Source organism: Cobetia sp. BMC6 (assembly GCF_029991385.1).
In the GTDB taxonomy this organism is placed as follows: domain Bacteria; phylum Pseudomonadota; class Gammaproteobacteria; order Pseudomonadales; family Halomonadaceae; genus Cobetia.
In genome coordinates, this window is record NZ_JAKUMF010000009.1 from 45,726 (window position 1) to 64,930 (window position 19,205).

Annotated in this window: 17 protein-coding genes; 10 read left to right on the forward strand and 7 right to left on the reverse strand. The window is 61.3% G+C overall.

The features are described from left to right. Nucleotides 1-17 precede the first annotated feature (17 nt). Both arsH and MKZ40_RS14205 read left to right on the forward strand, forming a co-directional pair. Nucleotides 18-752 (forward strand): arsenical resistance protein ArsH, encoded by a 735-nt coding sequence (arsH, locus tag MKZ40_RS14200; RefSeq protein ID WP_153636846.1) that lies wholly within the window; start codon nucleotides 18-20, stop codon nucleotides 750-752. Nucleotides 753-813: 61 nt separating this feature from the next. Then, a complete protein-coding gene (locus tag MKZ40_RS14205) occupies nucleotides 814-2,127 on the forward strand; it encodes an arsenic transporter (RefSeq protein ID WP_175090237.1) in 1,314 nt (437 codons plus the stop codon). 134 nt (nucleotides 2,128-2,261) lie between these two features. On the opposite strand, the gene MKZ40_RS14210 is transcribed toward MKZ40_RS14205, so the two are convergent. Further along, nucleotides 2,262-3,194 (reverse strand): LysR substrate-binding domain-containing protein, encoded by a 933-nt coding sequence (locus MKZ40_RS14210; RefSeq protein WP_175090238.1) that lies wholly within the window; start codon nucleotides 3,192-3,194, stop codon nucleotides 2,262-2,264. Between the two features lie 328 nt (nucleotides 3,195-3,522). Between MKZ40_RS14210 and putP the strand changes: the two genes are divergently transcribed. Together putP and MKZ40_RS14220 are read left to right on the forward strand one after the other, a co-directional pair. Beyond that, nucleotides 3,523-5,007: a sodium/proline symporter PutP gene (putP, locus tag MKZ40_RS14215; protein WP_175090239.1), complete on the forward strand. Its 1,485-nt coding sequence runs from the start codon at nucleotides 3,523-3,525 to the stop codon at nucleotides 5,005-5,007. Nucleotides 5,008-5,170: 163 nt separating this feature from the next. Continuing rightward, nucleotides 5,171-6,031 carry a DUF1989 domain-containing protein gene (locus MKZ40_RS14220; RefSeq protein ID WP_175090240.1) on the forward strand — a complete coding sequence of 287 codons (861 nt, stop codon included), beginning with the start codon at nucleotides 5,171-5,173 and terminating at the stop codon, nucleotides 6,029-6,031. An 85-nt stretch (nucleotides 6,032-6,116) separates the two neighbouring features. Here the strand turns inward: MKZ40_RS14220 and MKZ40_RS14225 are convergent, their stop codons facing one another. The 3 genes from MKZ40_RS14225 to MKZ40_RS14235 all read right to left on the reverse strand — a co-directional run bounded on the left by MKZ40_RS14225 (nucleotide 6,117) and on the right by MKZ40_RS14235 (nucleotide 10,588). Continuing rightward, nucleotides 6,117-6,818 carry an HD domain-containing phosphohydrolase gene (locus MKZ40_RS14225; protein WP_175090241.1) on the reverse strand — a complete coding sequence of 234 codons (702 nt, stop codon included), beginning with the start codon at nucleotides 6,816-6,818 and terminating at the stop codon, nucleotides 6,117-6,119. 353 nt (nucleotides 6,819-7,171) lie between these two features. After that, nucleotides 7,172-8,065, reverse strand: coding sequence for a LysR family transcriptional regulator (locus MKZ40_RS14230; protein WP_131431945.1), 894 nt, complete (start codon nucleotides 8,063-8,065; stop codon nucleotides 7,172-7,174). 372 nt (nucleotides 8,066-8,437) lie between these two features. Further along, nucleotides 8,438-10,588: a TonB-dependent siderophore receptor gene (locus tag MKZ40_RS14235; RefSeq protein ID WP_282627949.1), complete on the reverse strand. Its 2,151-nt coding sequence runs from the start codon at nucleotides 10,586-10,588 to the stop codon at nucleotides 8,438-8,440. Between the two features lie 383 nt (nucleotides 10,589-10,971). Here MKZ40_RS14235 and MKZ40_RS14240 point away from each other — a divergent pair, with 383 nt between their 5' ends. Both MKZ40_RS14240 and MKZ40_RS14245 read left to right on the forward strand, forming a co-directional pair. Then, complete coding sequence (locus MKZ40_RS14240; protein WP_175090242.1) at nucleotides 10,972-11,493, forward strand: TetR/AcrR family transcriptional regulator; 522 nt, start codon at nucleotides 10,972-10,974, stop codon at nucleotides 11,491-11,493. Between the two features lie 26 nt (nucleotides 11,494-11,519). Continuing rightward, complete coding sequence (locus MKZ40_RS14245) at nucleotides 11,520-12,554, forward strand: alcohol dehydrogenase family protein (RefSeq protein WP_254627156.1); 1,035 nt, start codon at nucleotides 11,520-11,522, stop codon at nucleotides 12,552-12,554. A 157-nt stretch (nucleotides 12,555-12,711) separates the two neighbouring features. On the opposite strand, the gene yghU is transcribed toward MKZ40_RS14245, so the two are convergent. Further along, nucleotides 12,712-13,575 (reverse strand): glutathione-dependent disulfide-bond oxidoreductase, encoded by an 864-nt coding sequence (gene yghU / locus MKZ40_RS14250; protein WP_175090244.1) that lies wholly within the window; start codon nucleotides 13,573-13,575, stop codon nucleotides 12,712-12,714. 370 nt (nucleotides 13,576-13,945) lie between these two features. Between yghU and MKZ40_RS14255 the strand changes: the two genes are divergently transcribed. The 3 genes from MKZ40_RS14255 to MKZ40_RS14265 all read left to right on the forward strand — a co-directional run bounded on the left by MKZ40_RS14255 (nucleotide 13,946) and on the right by MKZ40_RS14265 (nucleotide 16,100). Continuing rightward, the gene (locus MKZ40_RS14255; RefSeq protein ID WP_175090245.1) at nucleotides 13,946-14,515 is read left to right on the forward strand and encodes a manganese efflux pump MntP family protein; all 570 of its coding nucleotides are present in this window, start codon (nucleotides 13,946-13,948) and stop codon (nucleotides 14,513-14,515) included. A 238-nt stretch (nucleotides 14,516-14,753) separates the two neighbouring features. Beyond that, nucleotides 14,754-15,293, forward strand: a complete 540-nt coding sequence (locus MKZ40_RS14260; protein WP_175090246.1) for a redoxin domain-containing protein — start codon at nucleotides 14,754-14,756, stop codon at nucleotides 15,291-15,293. A 357-nt stretch (nucleotides 15,294-15,650) separates the two neighbouring features. Next, a complete protein-coding gene (locus MKZ40_RS14265; RefSeq protein WP_282627959.1) occupies nucleotides 15,651-16,100 on the forward strand; it encodes a DUF3455 domain-containing protein in 450 nt (149 codons plus the stop codon). Nucleotides 16,101-16,394: 294 nt separating this feature from the next. Here MKZ40_RS14265 and MKZ40_RS14270 read toward each other — a convergent pair whose 3' ends face one another. Further along, a complete protein-coding gene (locus tag MKZ40_RS14270) occupies nucleotides 16,395-17,432 on the reverse strand; it encodes a hypothetical protein (RefSeq protein ID WP_175090248.1) in 1,038 nt (345 codons plus the stop codon). Between the two features lie 96 nt (nucleotides 17,433-17,528). After that, on the reverse strand, nucleotides 17,529-18,101 hold the full coding sequence (locus MKZ40_RS14275; protein WP_175090249.1) for an XRE family transcriptional regulator: 573 nt from the start codon (nucleotides 18,099-18,101) through the stop codon (nucleotides 17,529-17,531). Between the two features lie 147 nt (nucleotides 18,102-18,248). On the opposite strand from MKZ40_RS14275, the gene rhtA reads away from it, so the two are divergent. Further along, nucleotides 18,249-19,142, forward strand: a complete 894-nt coding sequence (gene rhtA / locus MKZ40_RS14280) for a threonine/homoserine exporter RhtA (RefSeq protein ID WP_175090250.1) — start codon at nucleotides 18,249-18,251, stop codon at nucleotides 19,140-19,142. Nucleotides 19,143-19,205 lie beyond the last annotated feature (63 nt).

Genomic DNA, 19,205 nt, shown 5'->3' on the forward strand with positions numbered 1-19,205 from the left:
TGCCCACAGGCGACACCATGACCGATGAGATGAAAGCGGCACTGGCCGACCTGCCCAATATCGATGCCGAACACTGGCGACCGCTGGAGATCGATCGCCTGGTCGGGCCGGATGCCCCGCGTCATGCACCGCGCATTCTGGTGCTGTACGGCTCCCTGCGTGAGCGTTCCTTCTCGCGCTTTGCCGCCGAGGAAGCGGCGCGCCTGCTGCGTGCATTCGGAGCTGAGGTGCGCCTTTACTCGCCAGCCGGCCTGCCATTGCCGGATGACTGCGAGGCCGATCATCCCAAGGTGCAGGAGCTGCGCGAGCTGGCCCAGTGGTCCGAGGGCATGCTGTGGGCGAGCCCGGAGCGCCACGGCGCGATGACCTCGATCATGAAGGCACAGATCGACTGGATTCCCCTGTCACTGGGCGGCGTGCGCCCCACCCAGGGCAAGACGCTGGCCATCCTGCAGGTCAGTGGTGGCAGCCAGAGCTTCAACAGCGTCAACCAGCTGCGCATTCTGGGCCGTTGGATGCGCATGCTGACCATCCCCAACCAGTCATCCGTGCCCAAGGCCTTCAATGAATTCGACGAGCATGGCCGCATGCGCCTGTCGCCGCTGTATCTGCGCATCGTCGATGTCTGTGAAGAGCTGATGAAGTTCACCTGGATGAACCGCGACCGCAGCGCCTATCTGACCGAGCGCTACTCGGAGCGTGTCGAGAGCGCCGAAGAGGTCTCCCGACGCGTCAATCAGAGCACGATCTGACGTAATCCGCGGTCGCGCACGCGGCTTCTCACTTACTCTTCACCCTCGACAAGGAGACGTCATGCTTGCCTTGGCAATCTTCGCCATCACGCTGGCACTGGTGATCTGGCAGCCACGTGGGCTGGGCATCGGCACCAGCGCCCTCGGCGGCGCCGTGATCGCGCTGGCCTGCGGCGTGGTCAATCTGCCGGATGTGCTGGTGGTCTGGGATATCGTCTGGGACGCCACCTTCACCTTCGTGGCGCTGATCATCATCTCGCTGATCCTCGATGAGGCGGGCTTCTTCAGCTGGGCCGCACTGCATGTCGCGCGCTGGGGCGGCGGCAACGGACGCAAGCTGTTTCCGCTCATCGTGCTGCTGGGCGCGGTGATCGCGGCCTTCTTTGCCAATGACGGTGCGGCACTGCTGCTGACCCCGATCGTGATCGCGATTCTGGTGCGCCTGGAATTCTCGGCGGCTGCCTCGCTGGCCTTCATCATCGCCACCGGCTTCGTGGCCGACTCCACCAGCCTGCCGCTGGTAATCTCGAATCTGGTCAACATCGTCAGCGCCAACTACTTCGACATCTCCTTCACGCATTACGCCGCCGTGATGGTGCCGGTCGATCTGATCGCGCTGGCCGCCACGTTGATCGTGCTGTGGCTGATGTTCCGCAAGGAGCTGCCCTCGCACTACGCGCTGGAGAAGCTCGAGGCACCGTCGAGCGCCATCAAGGACCGCCAGGTATTCCGCGCGGCCTTCCCGCTGCTGGGGGTGCTGCTGGTGTCCTACTTCGTGACCGCGCCGCTGGGCATTCCGCTCGCCGTCGTCACCGGCAGCGCCGCGCTGATTCTGCTGGCCATCGCCGGGCGCTGGCTGGGCAGCGGTGATGCCGTGATCGAACTCGGCCCGGTACTGCGCGGCGCGCCGTGGCAGATCGTGCTGTTCTCGGTGGGCATGTATCTGGTGGTCTACGGGCTGGGCAATGCCGGCCTGACCGATCACGCCAGCGACATCCTCGCCTGGCTTGCCAGTCAGGGCGAGCTGGTCGCCACCCTTGGCACCGGCGTGCTGGCCGCCGTCACCGCCTCGGTGATGAACAACATGCCGGCCACGCTGATCGGCGCGCTGGCCATCGACCACCTCACCGCGCAGCAGGTCAGTGACGCGACGCGTGAGCTGATGGTCTACGCCAACGTGATCGGCAATGATCTGGGGCCCAAGTTCACCCCGATCGGCAGTCTCGCCACACTACTGTGGCTGCATGTGCTCGATCAGAAAGGCCATCACATCAGTTGGGGGCAGTACATGAAGGTCGGCCTGGTGCTGACGCCGCCGGTGCTGATCGCCACCCTGCTCGGCCTGTGGGCCTGGCTGGGCGTGCTCAACGGCTGAGAGGCCGCCATCTCCTGGCCAAGGGCCATGGCTCAGGCCGTCATGACATGACCACTTGCACAAGAAAGCCCCGCCGAATCCCGGCGGGGCTTTTGCGTTGCGTGCGGCATTGACTGGCAGTGAGATGCCCGCCGTCAGGGCTGGCGGCGGCTGACGATGACTCCACTGTCGGCCGCTTCTCCCTCGGCGGCGATCTCCGCGCGCATCCAGTCGCAGAATTGCTGCACGTGCCTGGCGGGCTGCGGATGATGGAACAGCCAGTAGGCACGCTGGGGATTGGCGGCCATCTCGAACAGGCATTCCAGGGTGCCGTCCTCAAGCTCCTTGCGGATCAGGCGTGGCGGACACAGCGCGACTCCCTGCCCCGCGACCACCGCAGCACTCAGCAGACTGAAATCCTGATAAAGGTCGCCCTTGTCGAGCTGGGAGGGATACAACCCGCAGTTGTTGAACCAGTCATGCCAGGGCTGGCGCGACTGATCGTGGATCAGCTCCAGCTTCAACAGGTCCGCCGGCTGGGATGGGCGGCGGTGATGCTCCAGATACAGCGGACTGGCCACCGGCTGGGTGGCCCCCGAGAACAAGCGGAACGCCTGTGACGCCTTGTCCGGGAGTTCGTCCTGCCAGGTGATCATCACATCGACCTCCGGCAACAATCCCCGCGCACTGATGCCGGCATATTGCAGGCTGACCGCGATATCGGGGCATTGCTCGCGAAAGCTGTTGAGCCGCGGGATCAGCCAGCGCACCGCCACCGAGGGAAGACAGCTGACACGCAGCTGGCGCCGCTGATGCACGCCTTGTGGGTCGACCTCGAATTCGGCCACCGACTGCTCGATTCTGGCAAAGCCGGCCTGCAGGCCATCGGCCAGTCGGCGCCCGGCGTGTGACAGCACCACGCCGCGTCCGGCCCGCTCCAGCAGACTGACCTCCAGCGTGGCCTCCAGGCGACGGATCTGGTGACTCACCGCCGACTGGGTGATGTTGAGCTCATCCGCAGCCGCGGTGATGCTCCCCAGGCGTGACACGACCTCGAAGGCATTGAGCGATGACAGACTGGGTCGCATGGGATGTCCTTGATGACTGGCCTGGCCGGGTGCCAGAAACCGGGTGCCAGAAACTGGGTGCCGAGTTCCTGTGCCAAGCGCTGTGCTGAGTGCTTGCGAGCGCCCTGATGGAAGAAAGGCGTCAACCAGCATGTGACGGCAACCCATGATATGAAGTCATAGGTTATACGAAAAATGGTCAGTTTTCTGCAATCCACCTCATGGCTAAGGTGAAGGTGTCAGTGATATTGCCAGCTCCCCGCTGCTTGTTCCGCGTAAGCCTGCTGCAACACGACACCACTGGTGAACAATAACAAGACGCCTCGGCGTCACCATGAGGTCTCCTAGGATGAACTTACCTGTCCTGCTGTCGTTCGGGCTCTATCTGCTGCTGATGCTGGGCATCGGCATCTACTTCTATCGCATCACCCACAATCTGTCGGATTACATACTCGGGGGACGCGGCTTGCCGCCAAGCGTCGCGGCCTTGAGTGCCGGCGCCTCCGATCTCAGCGGCTGGGCCCTGATGGGCCTGCCCGGCGCCATCTTCAGTGGTGGCCTCTCGCAAGCCTGGATCGCGGTCTGGACCCTGGTCGGCGTCTACCTGAACTGGACCCTGGTCGCCGAGCGACTGCGCGTGTTCACCGAAGCGGCCGGCAATGCGCTGACGGTGCCGGACTATCTGGAAGCGCGATTCGAAGACCGCTCACGCGTGCTGCGTACCCTGTCTTCCGTGGTCATGCTGGTGTTCTTCACCTTCTATGTCTCGGCGGGTCTGGTCGGTGGTGCCGTGCTGTTCGAAGGGCTCTTCGACATCGATTACCGCGTCGCACTGTGGTTGGGCGCGCTGGTCATCGTCGGCTATACCTTCCTCGGTGGCTTCCTCGCCGCCTCATGGACCGACCTCATCCAGGGCCTGATGATGGCCGCCTCGCTGTGTGCCGTGGCTGCCATGACGGCAGTGGCGCTGTTCGGCGATGGCGCAGCCGCCCCGGCAGCGGCGCAGGATGTCGCCCCCATCGGTGGCCTGATGGAAGGCGTGACCTTCCTGGGCATGCTGTCGCTGGCCGGCTGGGCGATCGGCTACTGTGGCCAGCCACACGTCGTGGTGCGTTTCATGGCCGTGCGCAAGCGTGAAGATATCAAGGTGTCGCGGCGTATCGCCCTGCTGTGGTCCGCCATCACCATGGCGGCTGCAGTATCAGTGGGCGTGCTGGGTTACTACTGGTTCGGCGGTGAGCTGGGTGGCGGTCTCACGGACAGCGAGCGTGTCTTCATCTCCCTGAGCCAGATCATGCTCAACCCCTGGGTGGCAGGCTTCATTCTGGCCGGCGTCCTGGCCGCGATCATGAGCACCGTCGATTCCCAGCTGCTGGTCTGCTCCAGCGCCATCGCCGAAGACATCTACCGTGGCCTGATTCACCCCAAGGCAACGCAGAAGGAGCTGGTCTGGCTGAGCCGTGCCAGCGTGATCGGCATCGCACTGCTCGCCACCGTGATGGGCAGCGAGCGTGACAGCAGCATCCTCGGCCTGGTGTCCTACGCCTGGGGTGGCTTCGGCGCCGCCTTCGGTCCCGTCATCCTGCTGTCACTGTTCTGGCGTGGCATGACCCGCAATGGCGCCATCGCCGGCTTGCTGGTCGGTGCCCTTACCGTCGCGATCTGGAAGCCGCTGAGCGGCGGCCCGCTGGAGATATTCGACATGTTCGAGGTCGTACCCGGCTTCCTGTTCGCCCTGATCGCCGTCGTCCTCGTCAGCCGCATGAACGCAGAACCTGCCGCCAGCGCCTGCTTCGACCGTCTGATGAAGCACTGGCGCCGCGAACAGGCATGACCCCGCGCAGTGGGACCGACAACCTCCCCCTGTGCCCTGCAGATACCGCCACTGCCGGCCACGACTCTTGCCGGCAGTGCACGAAAGCCCCCAGCCGGGCAGCGAATTCCAGGCAGTCCGGCCTGGTCATCAGATCCAATTTCGACTCACGAGGAGTCCTGTCATGAGTGATGTACCTGCCGCCTATCAAGCCAGCAAGGGTTCGATTCTGGACGTCGATCGCGACTTCTACGACAGCCTCACCGAAGGCAAGGCCGAGCGCACCCTGGTCGCGACCCATACCGTGCCGCTGCGCGATGGCCTGGCGTGGGAAGTGCCGGCGGGCCACGTGCTGCGCATCAAGATCACCGAGGGTTCACAGGTCGGCGATTTCAACATGTGGAACCTGCAAAACCCGCGTGAGCGCATGTGGGCGTCTCGCACCCGCCAGCTGCAGCGTGCACATGTCAGTACCTATGATCGCCTGTGGTCCACACTGCCCTACCTGCGCCCGATGGCGACCATCATCGATGACACCCTCGCCGACTATGGCGTCGATGCAGAAGGCGGTCGCGTGCATGACCTGCTGGGCACGCGCTGCGACCCCTACGTCAATCGCCTGCTGACCGGCGAGGACTTCGATCACCACTGCCATTCCAATCTGGTGCGCGCAGTGGAGCCCTGGGGCCTGACCGAATTCGATATCCACGATGTGCTCAACATCTTCCAGTGCACCGGCCTCAACAATGAAGACAAGTACTTCATGAAGGCCTGCCCGGCACGCAAGGGCGATTACCTGGAGTTCTTCGCCGAGACGGACCTGCTGTGCGCGATGTCCTGCTGCCCGGGTGGCGATCTGTCAGTGGACCTGTGGGGCCCTGATGCGCGTGACCCGCTCGAGACCTGCAACCCGCTCGGTGTCGAGATCTATCGACTGGAAGGCGACGTGCTCGCAGGCTGGGAGTCGCCCAAGGTCGCGGCTTACGCCGGCAATCACGGCCGCCAGCACCCCACCACCGACTGGGCCGCCATCTTGACACGCTGATCGCCTTTAGCGGGTACTGATGTAACAAAGCCCCCTGCCGAGACTCTCGACAGGGGGCTTTGCCTTTTGTGCGGACATCGCCGCCTCACCTTTGGCTTGTCTGCTCATACAAACGGCGATGTTCGGCGTGCAGCGATGTCCACAGCGGCGCCATGCGGGCAATCAGGCGAGGATCAAACTGCTTGCCGGATTCCTCGCTGAACAATCCGACCAGACGCTTCAACGACCAGCCCGGCTTGTAGGCGCGCGGCGAGGCCAGGGCATCGAAGACATCCATCATCGCGGCCACCTGACAATGCAGTGGCAAGGCACCCCCGGCGGACCCGGCAGGATACCCTTGGCCATTCCAGCCCTCGTGGTGGGTAATCGCCACCAGGCTGGCCAGCGCTCTCAGGGGGCCGCGCAGCGTAAACAACAGGCGTCCGCCATGACTGGCATGATCGCGCATAGTGACACGCTCCTCATCACTGAGCGCACGCGGGGCATTCAGAAGCTCCGTCGAGATGCCGACCTTGCCGATATCATGCAGCAAGGCCGCGCTATGCAGGTCATGCAGTGGCACCTTGCGCTGACCGGACGGCAACAGCCTTGCGTAGAGAAATACCGTCAGCCCCGCTACCCGCCAGGAATGCGCCAGGGTATCACCATGATGACGATGAAGGAGGCGCGCCAGGGCCAGGACCCCGGGTTCGAGCGTCTTCGCCCCGGGGGGCGGCTTGAAGAGGTAATCCGGCAAGGGGGCATCACCGGCGGGCGCGAATCGCGTCGCGCACAGGGCATGTTTCATGGGGGCTCCCTGTTCAATCTGCCTATCAAGGGTCGTGAGTCATCAGGGGGCGCATGATCGATGCGCCAGATAGGGTCGCATCAGCCCAGAGTGACGAACGCCTATTTCTCGTTCGTTTTTTTAGATTTGTGTTTCACATCCGTCTCGCAAGCTCGTGCCTTCATATCCGTTTTGAAGACCAGCTCTTCCAAGACCCTGCACTTGCTAAAAAGGACTTGATAGACAGCACGTGATAAAAAGTACTTGATGAATATTAGGCGATAATAATGATGTGCCTCAATGTTTCCTTCATCAAATCCTTGCCTCATCCGTATTGCAGCATGACGCATACCGCGCTCAGAGACGCGCGCATATTATCTCGCGAACCATTCCAGCAGATGCTCGATCAAGCGCACCGTGCGCAGCGGGCGATGGCGCTCACGATGATAGATCAATGACAACGGCACATCCGCCGGCTGCCAGTCACTCAGCAACTCCTGCAGCTCCCCTCGCGCGATGGCTGATTCACAGTAGAGCCTAGGCACGCGAATGATGCCGTTGCCGGCGATGGCACCACTGACCAGCACATGCCCGTTGCGGCACTCAAGCTGAGCCCCGACATCCACCTGCAATTCGCGAGACTCTGCCCCGCGTGCGGTGAAGGACCAGCGCGAGACCGAGCCGACCAGGCAGCGGTGATCCACCAGCTCGCCGGGCGTATTCGGCGCGCCATGGCGAGCGAGATAGTCGGGGCTGGCCACCACCACGTAGGGCAATGTCATCAGCGGACGCGCGATGAAGTCGGCATCCTCGAGGGCGCCCATGCGCAGCGCGATATCGAAATCATCACGAATCAGGTTCACGCGATGACTGCTGAAATCCAGCTCCACCTGCACTTGCGGCCAGGTCTGCATGAAGGCGTGCACGGCGGGTGCCAGCAGCCGCTCGCCGATCGGTCCGCCGACGCTGTTGATGCGCAGCCGTCCGCGCATGGCATTGCGCTCCTCACGTACCAGCGTGACGATCTGGGTGATGTCGCCCAACGCACTGCGACACTGGGCATGCAGTAGATGACCGCTCTCGGTGAGTCGCAACGAGCGTGTCGAACGCTGCATCAGCGACACGCCCAGTGCCTGTTCAAGCGCAGTCACCTGTTTGGAGACCTGCGACCGCGACACGCCCAACTGCTCGGCGGCGCGGGTGAAGCTGCCATGATCCGCCGTCATGACGAAGGCACGAATATCGGCCAGAGGAAGCGACTCGAGCATGGGGCTCTCCAGAGGTGTGATGTCGAGAGGGAACACCGAGGCAGGCACGCCAAGACACTCAATCGAAGACACGCGATCAAAGACAGTCAGTCACGGAGCATCATGCCAGCAGTCTACCAGCCGCATCGACGGCTTCTGTCACAAGGTCTTCAAGACGACAGATGGCGCGTGAAGATCCTCGGCGTTAGATAACGCATACAAAAAGGGCGCTGATGTGCGCCCCTTTTTATTTCTAGATCATCAGTTCACCCGACTTCCGTAACTGGCTTATATCGTCTGTCTTGCCTGTCTGGATGTCGTGACTGTCTATATGCCGTGACTATCCTGGCATCTAGCCGCCCCTGGCGAGTCAGCTAGCCAGAGGGAGCCGGATTACCAGCCGACGCTGGCCGACAGGGTGATTTCCATCGGGTCACCCACCAGCACGCGGGTATCGCCGCCGCTGCCGTAGTAGTAACCCGTATCGAACAGGTTCTTCGCATTCAGCTTGAATTCGGTGTCCGGGCCGAAGAAGTCGTGACGCCAGCCGACGAAGGCATCTGCGACGGTATAGGCATCCATCGAGAAGCTGTTGTCGTCATCGCCTTCACGCTCGCCGACATAGCGCACGCCACCGCCGACACGCCACTCGCCGTAGGACGGATCGATCGCCAGATCATGTGCCAGATAGAGACTGGCCGCGTTGAGCGCCGCATTCGGCAGACGATTGCCCTCGGTGCCTTCGGTATCCTCCAGCACTTCGGTATCGGTGTAGGCATAGCTGAACAGCAAGGATGTGCGGTCCGTCAGGGCCCCTTCGAGGCTGAATTCCAGGCCTTGCGAGCCGGCTTCACCGATGGTGCGAGTCACACCATTGTCAGTGACTGCGACGTTTTCCTTGCGGATCTGGTAAAGCGCCACGGAGGTCGCCAGACGCGGATTCCACTGACGCTTGTAGCCGATCTCGTAGCCCTTGCCGAGCTCGGGGTCGAGGCTCTCGCCGCTGTCACTGTCGCTGCCGTTCGGCACGAAGGATTCGCTGTAGCTGATGTAGGCGGAGCTGGCATCGTCGATGCGATAGAGCAGATTCGCGGAAGGCAGGAACAGATCGTCGCTGTAATCGGGGTCGGACACGAAGTCCTCGCCCTGCCCGCTCTGCTGATCGAACCAGGTGTAGCGCCCGCCAAGGCCCAGAATCCACTTGTCGGTCAGATACCAGCGGTCGCTGACATAGACCCCGATGGCCTGGGTCTCGTCGAGACGATTGCTGCGCGAGGTATTGATGTCGTCGGAGGTCACCTGGGCCAGCTGGCCGTGGTTCACGTCAGTGACGGTGGAGACCGTGACGGAATCGCCGAAATAGCGCTCATCCAGATAGTCGCGTGTGGTCTCGTAGTCCGCCCCGATGACCAGCTGGTGACGCTGCCCCGCGATCTCGACATCGCCCATGGCATCCAGCGCCGTGTAGTGCTCGCTGCGATCATAGCCCTGGTTCTCTTCGGCGCGCACGGTCACATCGCCGCTGTCACTGACGTCGGTGATATTGGCGCGCGCGTCACTGTACTGGCGACGCGTCCAGCCGTAGGTCAGCTTCATGTCCCAGTTGTCGGTGACTTCCTGCTTCCACCAGGCATTGACGGACTCGTCATGGCCATAGACGCGGTTCCAGGACTCATCGAAACGCGTGCCACGCGTGACGTTGGCGGCGCTGCCGTTGTAGAAGACGGTGCCACGGTCGATATCCAGCTCGTAGTCCTGGTACTCGTAGCTGATCTGGGCACTACTGTGCTCGCCTTCCCAACGCAGTGAAGGGGCGATGGTGGTGCGACGCTCATTGCCGTACTCGCGCCAGGAGTCTTCATCTTCATGCGAGAGGATGAAGCGATAGGCCAGGCCGGTATCCTCGATGGGACCGGTGGTGTCCAGGGTGGTATTGCCACCGCCGAAGGAGCTGACCTCGCCACTGATCTCGGTGTGCGTCTCGTACTGCGGGCGCTTGGTGACCATGTTGATCACGCCGCCGGGGTTCTGCTGGCCCTGGAAGAGTGATGACGGCCCCTTGAGCACCTCGACGCGGTCCACGGTCGCCGTGGTGTAGGTACGGCGTGGCTGACGGATGCCATCGATCAGCATCGAACCATCACTGTTGCTGCCGAAGCCTCGCTTGACGAAGCCGTCTTCGGTGCCCCCCAGGGTGTTGCCCAGCTGGATACCCGCGACCGGCTGCAGCGCCTCTTCCAGATCATCCAGATTGAAATCATGCATGACCTGCTGGGTCACGACATTGATGGTGCGCGCCTGCTCGAGGAAGTCCACCGACTGCTTGTTGGCCAGGCTCGAGGCCTCGGCGCGGTAGCTGCCCGGCGCCACTTCGCCTTCACGCTCTCCGGTCACCACGATCACCGAATTCGCGACTGGCGACTCGCCTGAGATGGCGCCCTCTGCCGCCAACGAAGTGCCCGGCAATGCCATCAGACTGAAGATCAGGCAGGAGAAATGCCCCTTGTTCGTGCTTGCAGCGCTATCCCGAGAATGATTTGGCACCTGAAAACCCTTTGTACGCGATGCGACAGCGTCCTGCTGAACCACACCTTTCATCTGCCCAGTGAGCAGAAAGTGGCCATGACTGACGCCCCCCGCGCCAGCAAATGAGTCGCGAATGCTAATCTTTATCAAATGCTATCGCAACGAAAAGTGCGTGATTTTTCCGCGAATTGACCTGAGGTTTGCCTTATTTAACGCTCAGAAAACCCCTATTTGCGTAATTCTACTGACATCGAAGCGTCACACACGCAATGCGCGACGTCAGGCCATGGGAGAAATGACACAAGACTCGGAAAGGCTGCATTGACACAGGGAGAATGGGCGCTCTACCCTGCAAAGGTAGAACAAACATTCTCCCTCGTTGATTCGACCATGGCACCGACATGATTCAGCACGATATCGCCGCCCGCCTGGAGACACTCTTCAGCCAGCGCGGCTTCGCAGAACCGAGTGTTGCCGAGCTCAAGGCAGCGTCAGACGTCAGTCTGCGCACCCTCTATCGCCACTTCCCCTCCAAGGAGAGCATGGTGATCGGTGCGCTTCAGCATCGCCATGAGCGCTACATGGCCTTCCTCGACGAGGGAGTGCCCGAGGATGGCGCTGCTGCGCTCAGCCACCTTTACCAGCGGCTGGGCCACTGGATGGCGTTCGAGGCACCCAACGGTTGCATGTCGGTCAATGCCCTGGCGGCCTTTCCCGACAACCCACAGGTGCGCGAGGCCGTCGATCGCCACAAGCACGAGATTCTCGAATGGCTGGGCCAACGCAGCCGCCGCACAGACCTCGCCACCGAGCTGTTCCTGATCCATGAAGGGGCCTCCTCCGCCTGGCTGGTGATGGGCGAGAAGGCTATCGAGGCCGCACGCTCCACAACACTCACGCTACTAGGAGCCCCACGCAAATGAGCTCTCTCCCCACAAGCAAAGCCAGTATGCACGGCGTCTACCTGACCGGCCATGGCGGCCCGGAAGTCCTGGAAGTGCGTGATGACATCCCTCGCCCGGCGCCCGGCCCGCGTGACGTGTTGGTGCGAGTCGGCGCGGCAGGCGTCAACAATACCGACGTCAATACACGTCTGGCCTGGTATTCCAAGGGAGAAGGTGACGCGGAAGATGCCAGCTGGTCTGGGCAACCGATCCATTTCCCACGTATTCAGGGCGCGGATATCTGCGGCGAGATCGTCGCGGTCGGCTCAGATGTCAGCAATGCGCGTATCGGCGAGCGTGTCCTGATCGAACCCTGCCTGCAGGAGCACGATGGCCAGAACCTCGCCTCCGCGTGGTACATCGGCGCTGAGTGCGATGGTGGCTTCGCCGAATACACCAAGGTAGCGGCGCGCCATGCTCACCACGTGGAGAGCTCGCTCAGCGATGTGGAGCTCGCCTCCTTCCCCTGCTCCTACTCCACCGCCGAGAATCTGCTGACCCGCACCCAGCTTGCCAAGGGCGAGCGCGTGTTGATTACCGGTGCTTCAGGAGGCGTCGGCTCCGCGGCAGTCCAGCTGGCCAAGGCACGTGGCGCCCACGTCATTGCCGTTACCAGTACGGCCAAGGCGGATGCCCTGCGCGACATCGGCGCCGATGAGATCGTGCTTCGCGATCAGACACTGGCGGATGTGGTTGAAGGCAACAGTGTCGAGGTGGTCATTGATCTGGTGGGTGGCCCGCAATGGCCAGAGCTGCTGGATATTCTCGGGCACAAGGGACGCTATGCGGTAGCCGGTGCCATCGGCGGTGAAATGGTGGAACTTGATCTGCGCACGTTATACCTGAAGGATCTGAGCTTCTTCGGCTGTACCGTGCTGGAACCGGAAGTCTTCCCCAACCTCGTGCGCCATATCGAGCAAGGCAACATCAAGCCGCTGGTCGCTGACACCTTCGCACTGGCCGACATAGCCACCGCTCAGGAGGTCTTTCAGCAGAAAGGTCACGTGGGCAAGGTCGTGCTCAAGGTCCGTCAGGACTGAGAGCCCCTGCCTGCGTGACTGGCCACAACGCAAGAGGGCTACCCGATGGGTAGCCCTTCTTGTGACTGAACGCTCATTGCTCGACAGTCATTGCTCGATGGTCACTGCCAGACGATCTCTGTCTAACGATCTCTGTCTAACGATCGCGTGGCGATAATCAGTCGCTACGCTTGTCTTCGGTGTTGGACTCGAAGTCACTCGCCGAGTGGCGTTCGATCAGCTGCTCCTGCGGCTCCCCCCAGAAGCGATTGACCATGCGACCCCGCTTGACCGCCGGGCGCTCGGCAATCGACTTGGCCCAACGCTGAACGTGGGTGTAGTCCTGCACGGAAAGGAACTCGGCGGCGTCATAGAGCTTGCCTTCGGCCAGTGCGCCATACCAGGCGTAGATGGCGATATCCGCGATGCTATATTCATCGCCCGCGATGTAGGCGTTGTCGGCCAGCTGACGATCCAACACGTCCAATTGCCGCTTGGTTTCCATCGCGAAGCGGTTGATCGGGTACTCGAGCTTCTCCGGCGCGTAGGCATAGAAGTGGCCAAAACCACCGCCCAGGTACGGCGCGGACCCCATCTGCCAGAACAGCCAGTTCATGACTTCGACACGTTTGGCAGGGTCCTTGGGGATCAGAGCGCCAAACTTCTCGGCCAGATGCAGCAGGATGGAGCCGGATTCGAACACGCGAATCGGCGTCTCACCGCTCCTGTCCACCAGCGCGGGGATCTTGGAATTGGGATTGATCGCGACAAAACCACTGCCGAACTGGTCCCCATCACCGATGCGGATCGGCCAGGCATCGTATTCGGCACCGCTATGTCCGAGCGCCAGCAGCTCCTCGAGCATGATGGTGACCTTCACGCCATTGGGTGTCGCCATGGAGTAGAGCTGGAAGGGATGCTCGCCGACCGGCAGCTCCTTGTCGTGCGTCGGGCCCGCGATCGGCCGATTGGTACTGGCGAACTTGCCGCCACTCTCGCTTTCCCATGTCCAGACCTTGGGTGGCTGATAACTGTCGCTCATACCCTTGACTCCTTGGCATCCGGTTGAAGCTTCAAGACTTCGATGGCGTCAGACACGCCGGTATTGCGCCGCTCTGACTTGGTAGGCAAGTTATGAAGGTCAGACGCGCGTGACACAAGGGGGTGAAATGACAAGTTTTAGTTGCTAGTATGCCACCAGTTTTTGGGGAGTAGCCCGCTCTCGTCCCCCAACGAGAGTCTCGGATGTCAACATAGTCGGCAAGCATTGCCGTGGCACCGAGGACCCACCTATCCGATCATGCCCGTGATCAGTCAGGACGAGGTTCGGCGAGACCAATGACAGTCAGACGCTTCCGGCCGGTGGTGTCTTGCTGTTATTGACTCGCAACCGGCCTGGAACATCCTGACAAATGCCACTGCTACCGACATTTCTGCTCGCCTTTTCCATGTCCTGCGACGCCTTTGCAGCCGCCTTGTGCAAGGGTGCTGCCATACGTCGCCCCTCATTGAAAGACGCCCTGCGTATCGGTCTCATCTTTGGGGTCATAGAAGCCATCACGCCGGTAATCGGCTGGCTGATCGGTCGCTCACTTGCCGTTTACGTCGAACAGTGGGACCACTGGATCGCTTTCGCCTTGCTGCTGGTGCTCGGTCTGCACATGATTCATGAGGGACTCTCCAAGGATGAGGAAGACGAGGACTGCACCACGCCGCAGTCGTTGCCCCGCCTGATGCTGACCGGCCTTTCTACCAGTATCGATGCCATGGCCGTGGGCGCCGGGCTTGCCTTTGCGGGCGTGAACATCGTGACTACTGCGCTGGCGATCGGCACCGCCACCTTCGTAATGGCCACCACCGGCGTGATGCTGGGCGGTGTGCTGGGCAAGATGGTCGGCAAGCGCGCGGAAATCATCGGTGGCCTGGTGCTGATCGGCATTGGCACGACCATCCTGCTGGATCACACAGGCTATCTGGGCTGATCTTCTACTGAAGAGCGCCCTGAACGGCCCCGTGTCGTCCCCTGGCGATGGACGCACCGTCGCGTTGCGCCAATGGCCCCTTGAAAACCCTGACAATGGCGTCATTCAAGGGGGGACACATGGCGTATCCTGTCGCTGGTCATTCAAGGCACTTGATCTCCAGACACGTGATATCCGCCGCTTGATCAGCGGAGACATGAAAGCCGACGCCGTGAACTTCCAAAGGGAGCCAGATTGCATGTATACACGCAAGCTTCATCCAGGCAGTGAATTCCCGGCCATCCAGGTCAAACGCAGCGACGGTGAGGCACTGACCCTCGGCAGGCCCCAGGGCGAACATGACTGGCAGCTGGTCGTGGTCTATCGCGGCAAACATTGCCCGATCTGCACCAAGTTTCTCAACAAACTGGAGAGCTATCGCGAGCGCTTCAGCGCCCAAGGCGTCGATCTGGTCGCCGTATCTGCCGATGATGAGCAGCAGCTCACGCAGCATCGCGAGTCGCTGGAGGTCAACTTTCCGCTTGCATATGGACTGACCCTTGAACAGATGCAATCGCTGGGACTGTTCATCTCGACGCCGCGCAGCGCAAAGGAAACCGATCACGACTTCCCGGAACCTGCCTTCTTCGTCGTCAATGGCGAAGGCAAGATCCAGATTCAGGAGATCGCCAACGCGCCCTTCGTGCGGCCTGATCTGGATACCCTCATCGGGGGCATCGAGTTCATCCGCAAGCCGGATAACGACTACCCGATACGCGGCACCCGCGATTACGACTGAATCCTTCAGGGTTCACGCCGTCACACAGACGCCCCGCAGCCTCGTGCTGCGGGGCGTCTGTGTATCTGGGCCTATTCTTGACACCTGGCCTTCACCTCACCCGCCTTGCGCTTTTGGCCTCTTTACATGACCCCGCTGATAAGCGCTGAAAACAGGCCACGAAAAAACCACGAAAAAAATATGATCCCGTGACATCCAGACGAGAAAGGCCAGCGTTATGAACAGTGCAAGGGAGACAACGACACACCTGCAACCGCTAGCTGAACCTTATCTGTCTACGGAGTCGTCAAGATGAAAACAATCGCCTGTATCTCTGGTATTTTCGCTGCCCTCGCATTGAGCCCGCTGGCTCAAGCCATGGAGGTTCCCGAGAGCGTCACGGTGCCAAAAGGCAATGAAGTCGCCATGAAAACCGTCGGTGTCGGCAAGATCAAATGGGCCTGCGAAGCCAAGGACGACAGCACCATGGGCTGGGTCTTCAAGGGCCCGGATGCCGCGCTGAATGATGCCGATGGCAAGCAGGTCGGCAAATACTATGGTCCGCCCGCCACTTGGGAATCCATGGATGGCTCCAGGATCACCGGCACACAGCTGGCGGTAGAGCCCAACGGCAAGGGCAACATTCCGCTGCAGCTGGTCGAGGCCAACCCGGCCCAAGGTGAAGGGCATATGCAAGGCGTCACCTATGTTCAGCGCCTCAATACCCAGGGCGGTGCCGCACCTGACATGACCTGCGATGAAGCCCACAAGAACAAGGTCGAAATCGTGATGTACCAGGCCGATTACCTGTTCTACAAGGCGATGTAATCTCTCGCCTTGAATAAAAGGGATTCACCACTCGATGTCGTGTGACAAAGCGTATTGACACAGGGAAGGTGCGATCATGAAAAGCCCCGACATGCAGATGCATGTCGGGGCTTTGTCGTCATCAGTCCCGACAAGGGGATGATGATTCAGCATAAAGCTCAAGCAGCAATATGCAGGCAATAACAGAAGAGATCAGGGAGGCCACCACGCAGACAGCCCGCCTCACATTTCGGTGCCAAAACCGTGAGATTTTTCCCTGATCCGTGAACCGATCTCTGATCCGATAAGCTGCCGTCAGACCAGCGCGAGCATCGTATAGGGCGCTTCACAGGAATGGCGCTCGTCGCGTTCATCCACACTGCCCAGCTCATGGTTGCGATCATTGTCATAGACCACGAACAACCGTTCGCGATCCAGTACCGCAAGCCCTTCCGCCTTGTGCTCGAACTCCAGCACCCCACCATCCTCATGCGTCACCAGCGTCGGGGGCTTGCCCGCGTGGAAGTCCGCCAGCGACAGCACCCACAGATACCCCCCGATCACTTCTTCACTGCCTTGCTCGGTCTCGAAGCTGGTCACCAGATAGAGTCGTGCGTGATAGGGATCATATTCCAGGCTCGAAAGACCACACTCGTGATCCACGCCCTCATACTCGGCGGGGTCAAAGGCATAGACGTCGTGCAGGTCCTCGATGAACTCGATATTGTCGCTGTCGGTCATCGCATAGCGCGCTCCGATGACGCGTCGCACGTACGCGAAGTCATCATGCGAATTGCCTTGTTCGCGCACCCCGAACAGGATCAGCCCATCGCCCTTGTCACTCGGGACGACCGCCAGGCCTTCAATCTTGTAGTACGGCTGGCCAATGGCCGTGTCCAGCTTCTGACGAAACTCCAGTGAGCCCTCGACTCCGTCACGCGGGTCCGGGTCAACCACCTGCACCTTGTCCGGCTCGCCCAGCGGCCAGATCAACAGGTGGTTGTAGGCATTCAGGGCATGGCTCTCGCTATCGATGCGATCAAACCCGGTGGTTGCCAACATGTGACGGCCATCAGTGGTCAGCGCGAAGTCTTCATACTTGACCGCCTGACGGATCAACGGCGTGGTCAGATACTCAAGCTGGCTGTCATCCGGTCCGCGAGAATCCAGTGGCAAGGAAAAGACGGCTGAACGCCCCTCCCCCGGAATCGGCTTGTCACTCGCCATCAGCAGTCGCTCGCCATCATAGGCCACGGCAGAAATCTCGGCGTTCACCAGCTTGCCATCCTCATCCTTCAAGCCTGCCGGAAAACAATGGATCGTGCCCTGTTGCGTGATACGTACCTTGGCCATGCACAGCTCCTTGTAATGAAACGTCATGACATTGGGACAGGCCATGTGGGATTGAGTTCGGGCTAGCCACTTGAAGGTCTTGAGCCACGATCATCATCAGTGCAGTACGTTGCGAATGAAGCGCAGCATCCCGGTGCCCGCGTTGTGGTAGCGGTAGGCCTGGTCACTGGGATAAACATGAAAATCCCCAGCGTGAATGACGATTTCCTCATGTCCAAGGGTGAGGGTCAGCTCACCCTGGGTGACGACCAGCATCTCGTGCCAGCCGGCATCATCCGGCGCGGAGTCATAGTGCTCGCCGGGGGCAAGAGTCCAGTCCCATAACTCGACTTCCTGGGTCGCCGGTTTGCTGGCCAGCAACACGGCGCGGCTTTCGGGTGCCTGCCCGACCCACGCCACCTCATTGATGCGTGCCGAATCTTCGCTTTCCGGGGGCTGTACCAGCGCGTAGAAGAGCACCCCGAGCGCCTCGGCGAGCTTGTCGAGCGTCCCGAGGCTGACATTGACGTCGCCCTTCTCGATGTTCACCAGCATGCGGCGACTGATCTCGGCCTGGTCCGCGAGTGCCTGCTGGCTCAGCTCGGCGGCCAGACGCAGACGGCGAACATTGGCCGCGACATGGACCAGAACATCGGGTCGATCTTTACTGTTGTGCAATATAGTGCGCATCCGTACAATCCCGCTGACGATGAGGGAAGCCGGCATATGACAGGCCTCAAGCTCCCTCCCCTTGCTACCTCAATGTCCCTGAATCATGCCGCATGTGTTCTTGACTGACCATGCCCGTCATCCACTGGATCGCTCAAGGAGCCCCCCATGTCCGTTGCTGTCGCAGCCTCCTCTTCTCGTCTGTGGCCCGTCGCCATGTTGCTGGTCGCCATGTGCTCGATCCAGAGCGGTGCTTCGCTGGCCACTTCGTTGTTTCCGATGATCGGCGCGGCGGGCGCGACGGCGATTCGTCTGATCATCGCATCGATTCTGCTGCTGGCCATTCTGCGTCCGTGGCGCAAGCCGGTGACACGCAAGGCCTGGAAGTCCATCACCCTCTACGGCGTTGCACTGGGTGTGATGAACCTGCTGTTCTATCAGGCCCTCAAGACAGTACCGCTGGGCATCGCCGTGGCTCTGGAATTCACCGGCCCGCTGGCCGTGGCGTTACTGAGCTCGCGCCGCTGGCTTGACCTTGGCTGGGTGGCGCTGGCAATTACGGGACTGGTACTGCTGCTGTTGCTGGGTGAGGACACCGCGGCACCGATCGATCCCGTCGGTGCCGCCTTCGCACTCGGCGCCGGCGTGTGCTGGGCGCTGTATATCCTGTTCGGCCAGAAGGCCGGGGCAGGCAATGGCACCCAGAGCGCGGCGCTGGGCATCACGATCGCGGCGCTGGTCGTCGCGCCCGTCGGCCTGATGGAGGCCGGCAGCGCCATGTTCTCCCTCGATATCCTGCCGCTGGCACTGGCCGTCGCGGTGCTCTCGACCGCGCTGCCCTACACTCTCGAGATGGTGGCCTTGCCGCGCCTGCCGACTCATACCTTTGGCACCCTGATGAGCCTTGAGCCCGCCATCGGGGCGCTCTCCGGCCTGTTGTTCCTCGGTCAGGCGCTGGGCATCTTCCAGTGGCTAGCCATCGGCCTGGTCATCGCCGCTTCGGTAGGCACGACGCTGACCGGTCGCAGCAAGGAAGTCTTCGATGGCCCGGTGCCCGATTGAGGGCGACCCCGCCATCTGCTGCTGAATCGTTCAGGTGCACCTCTCACAGGACAGTGAATCAAG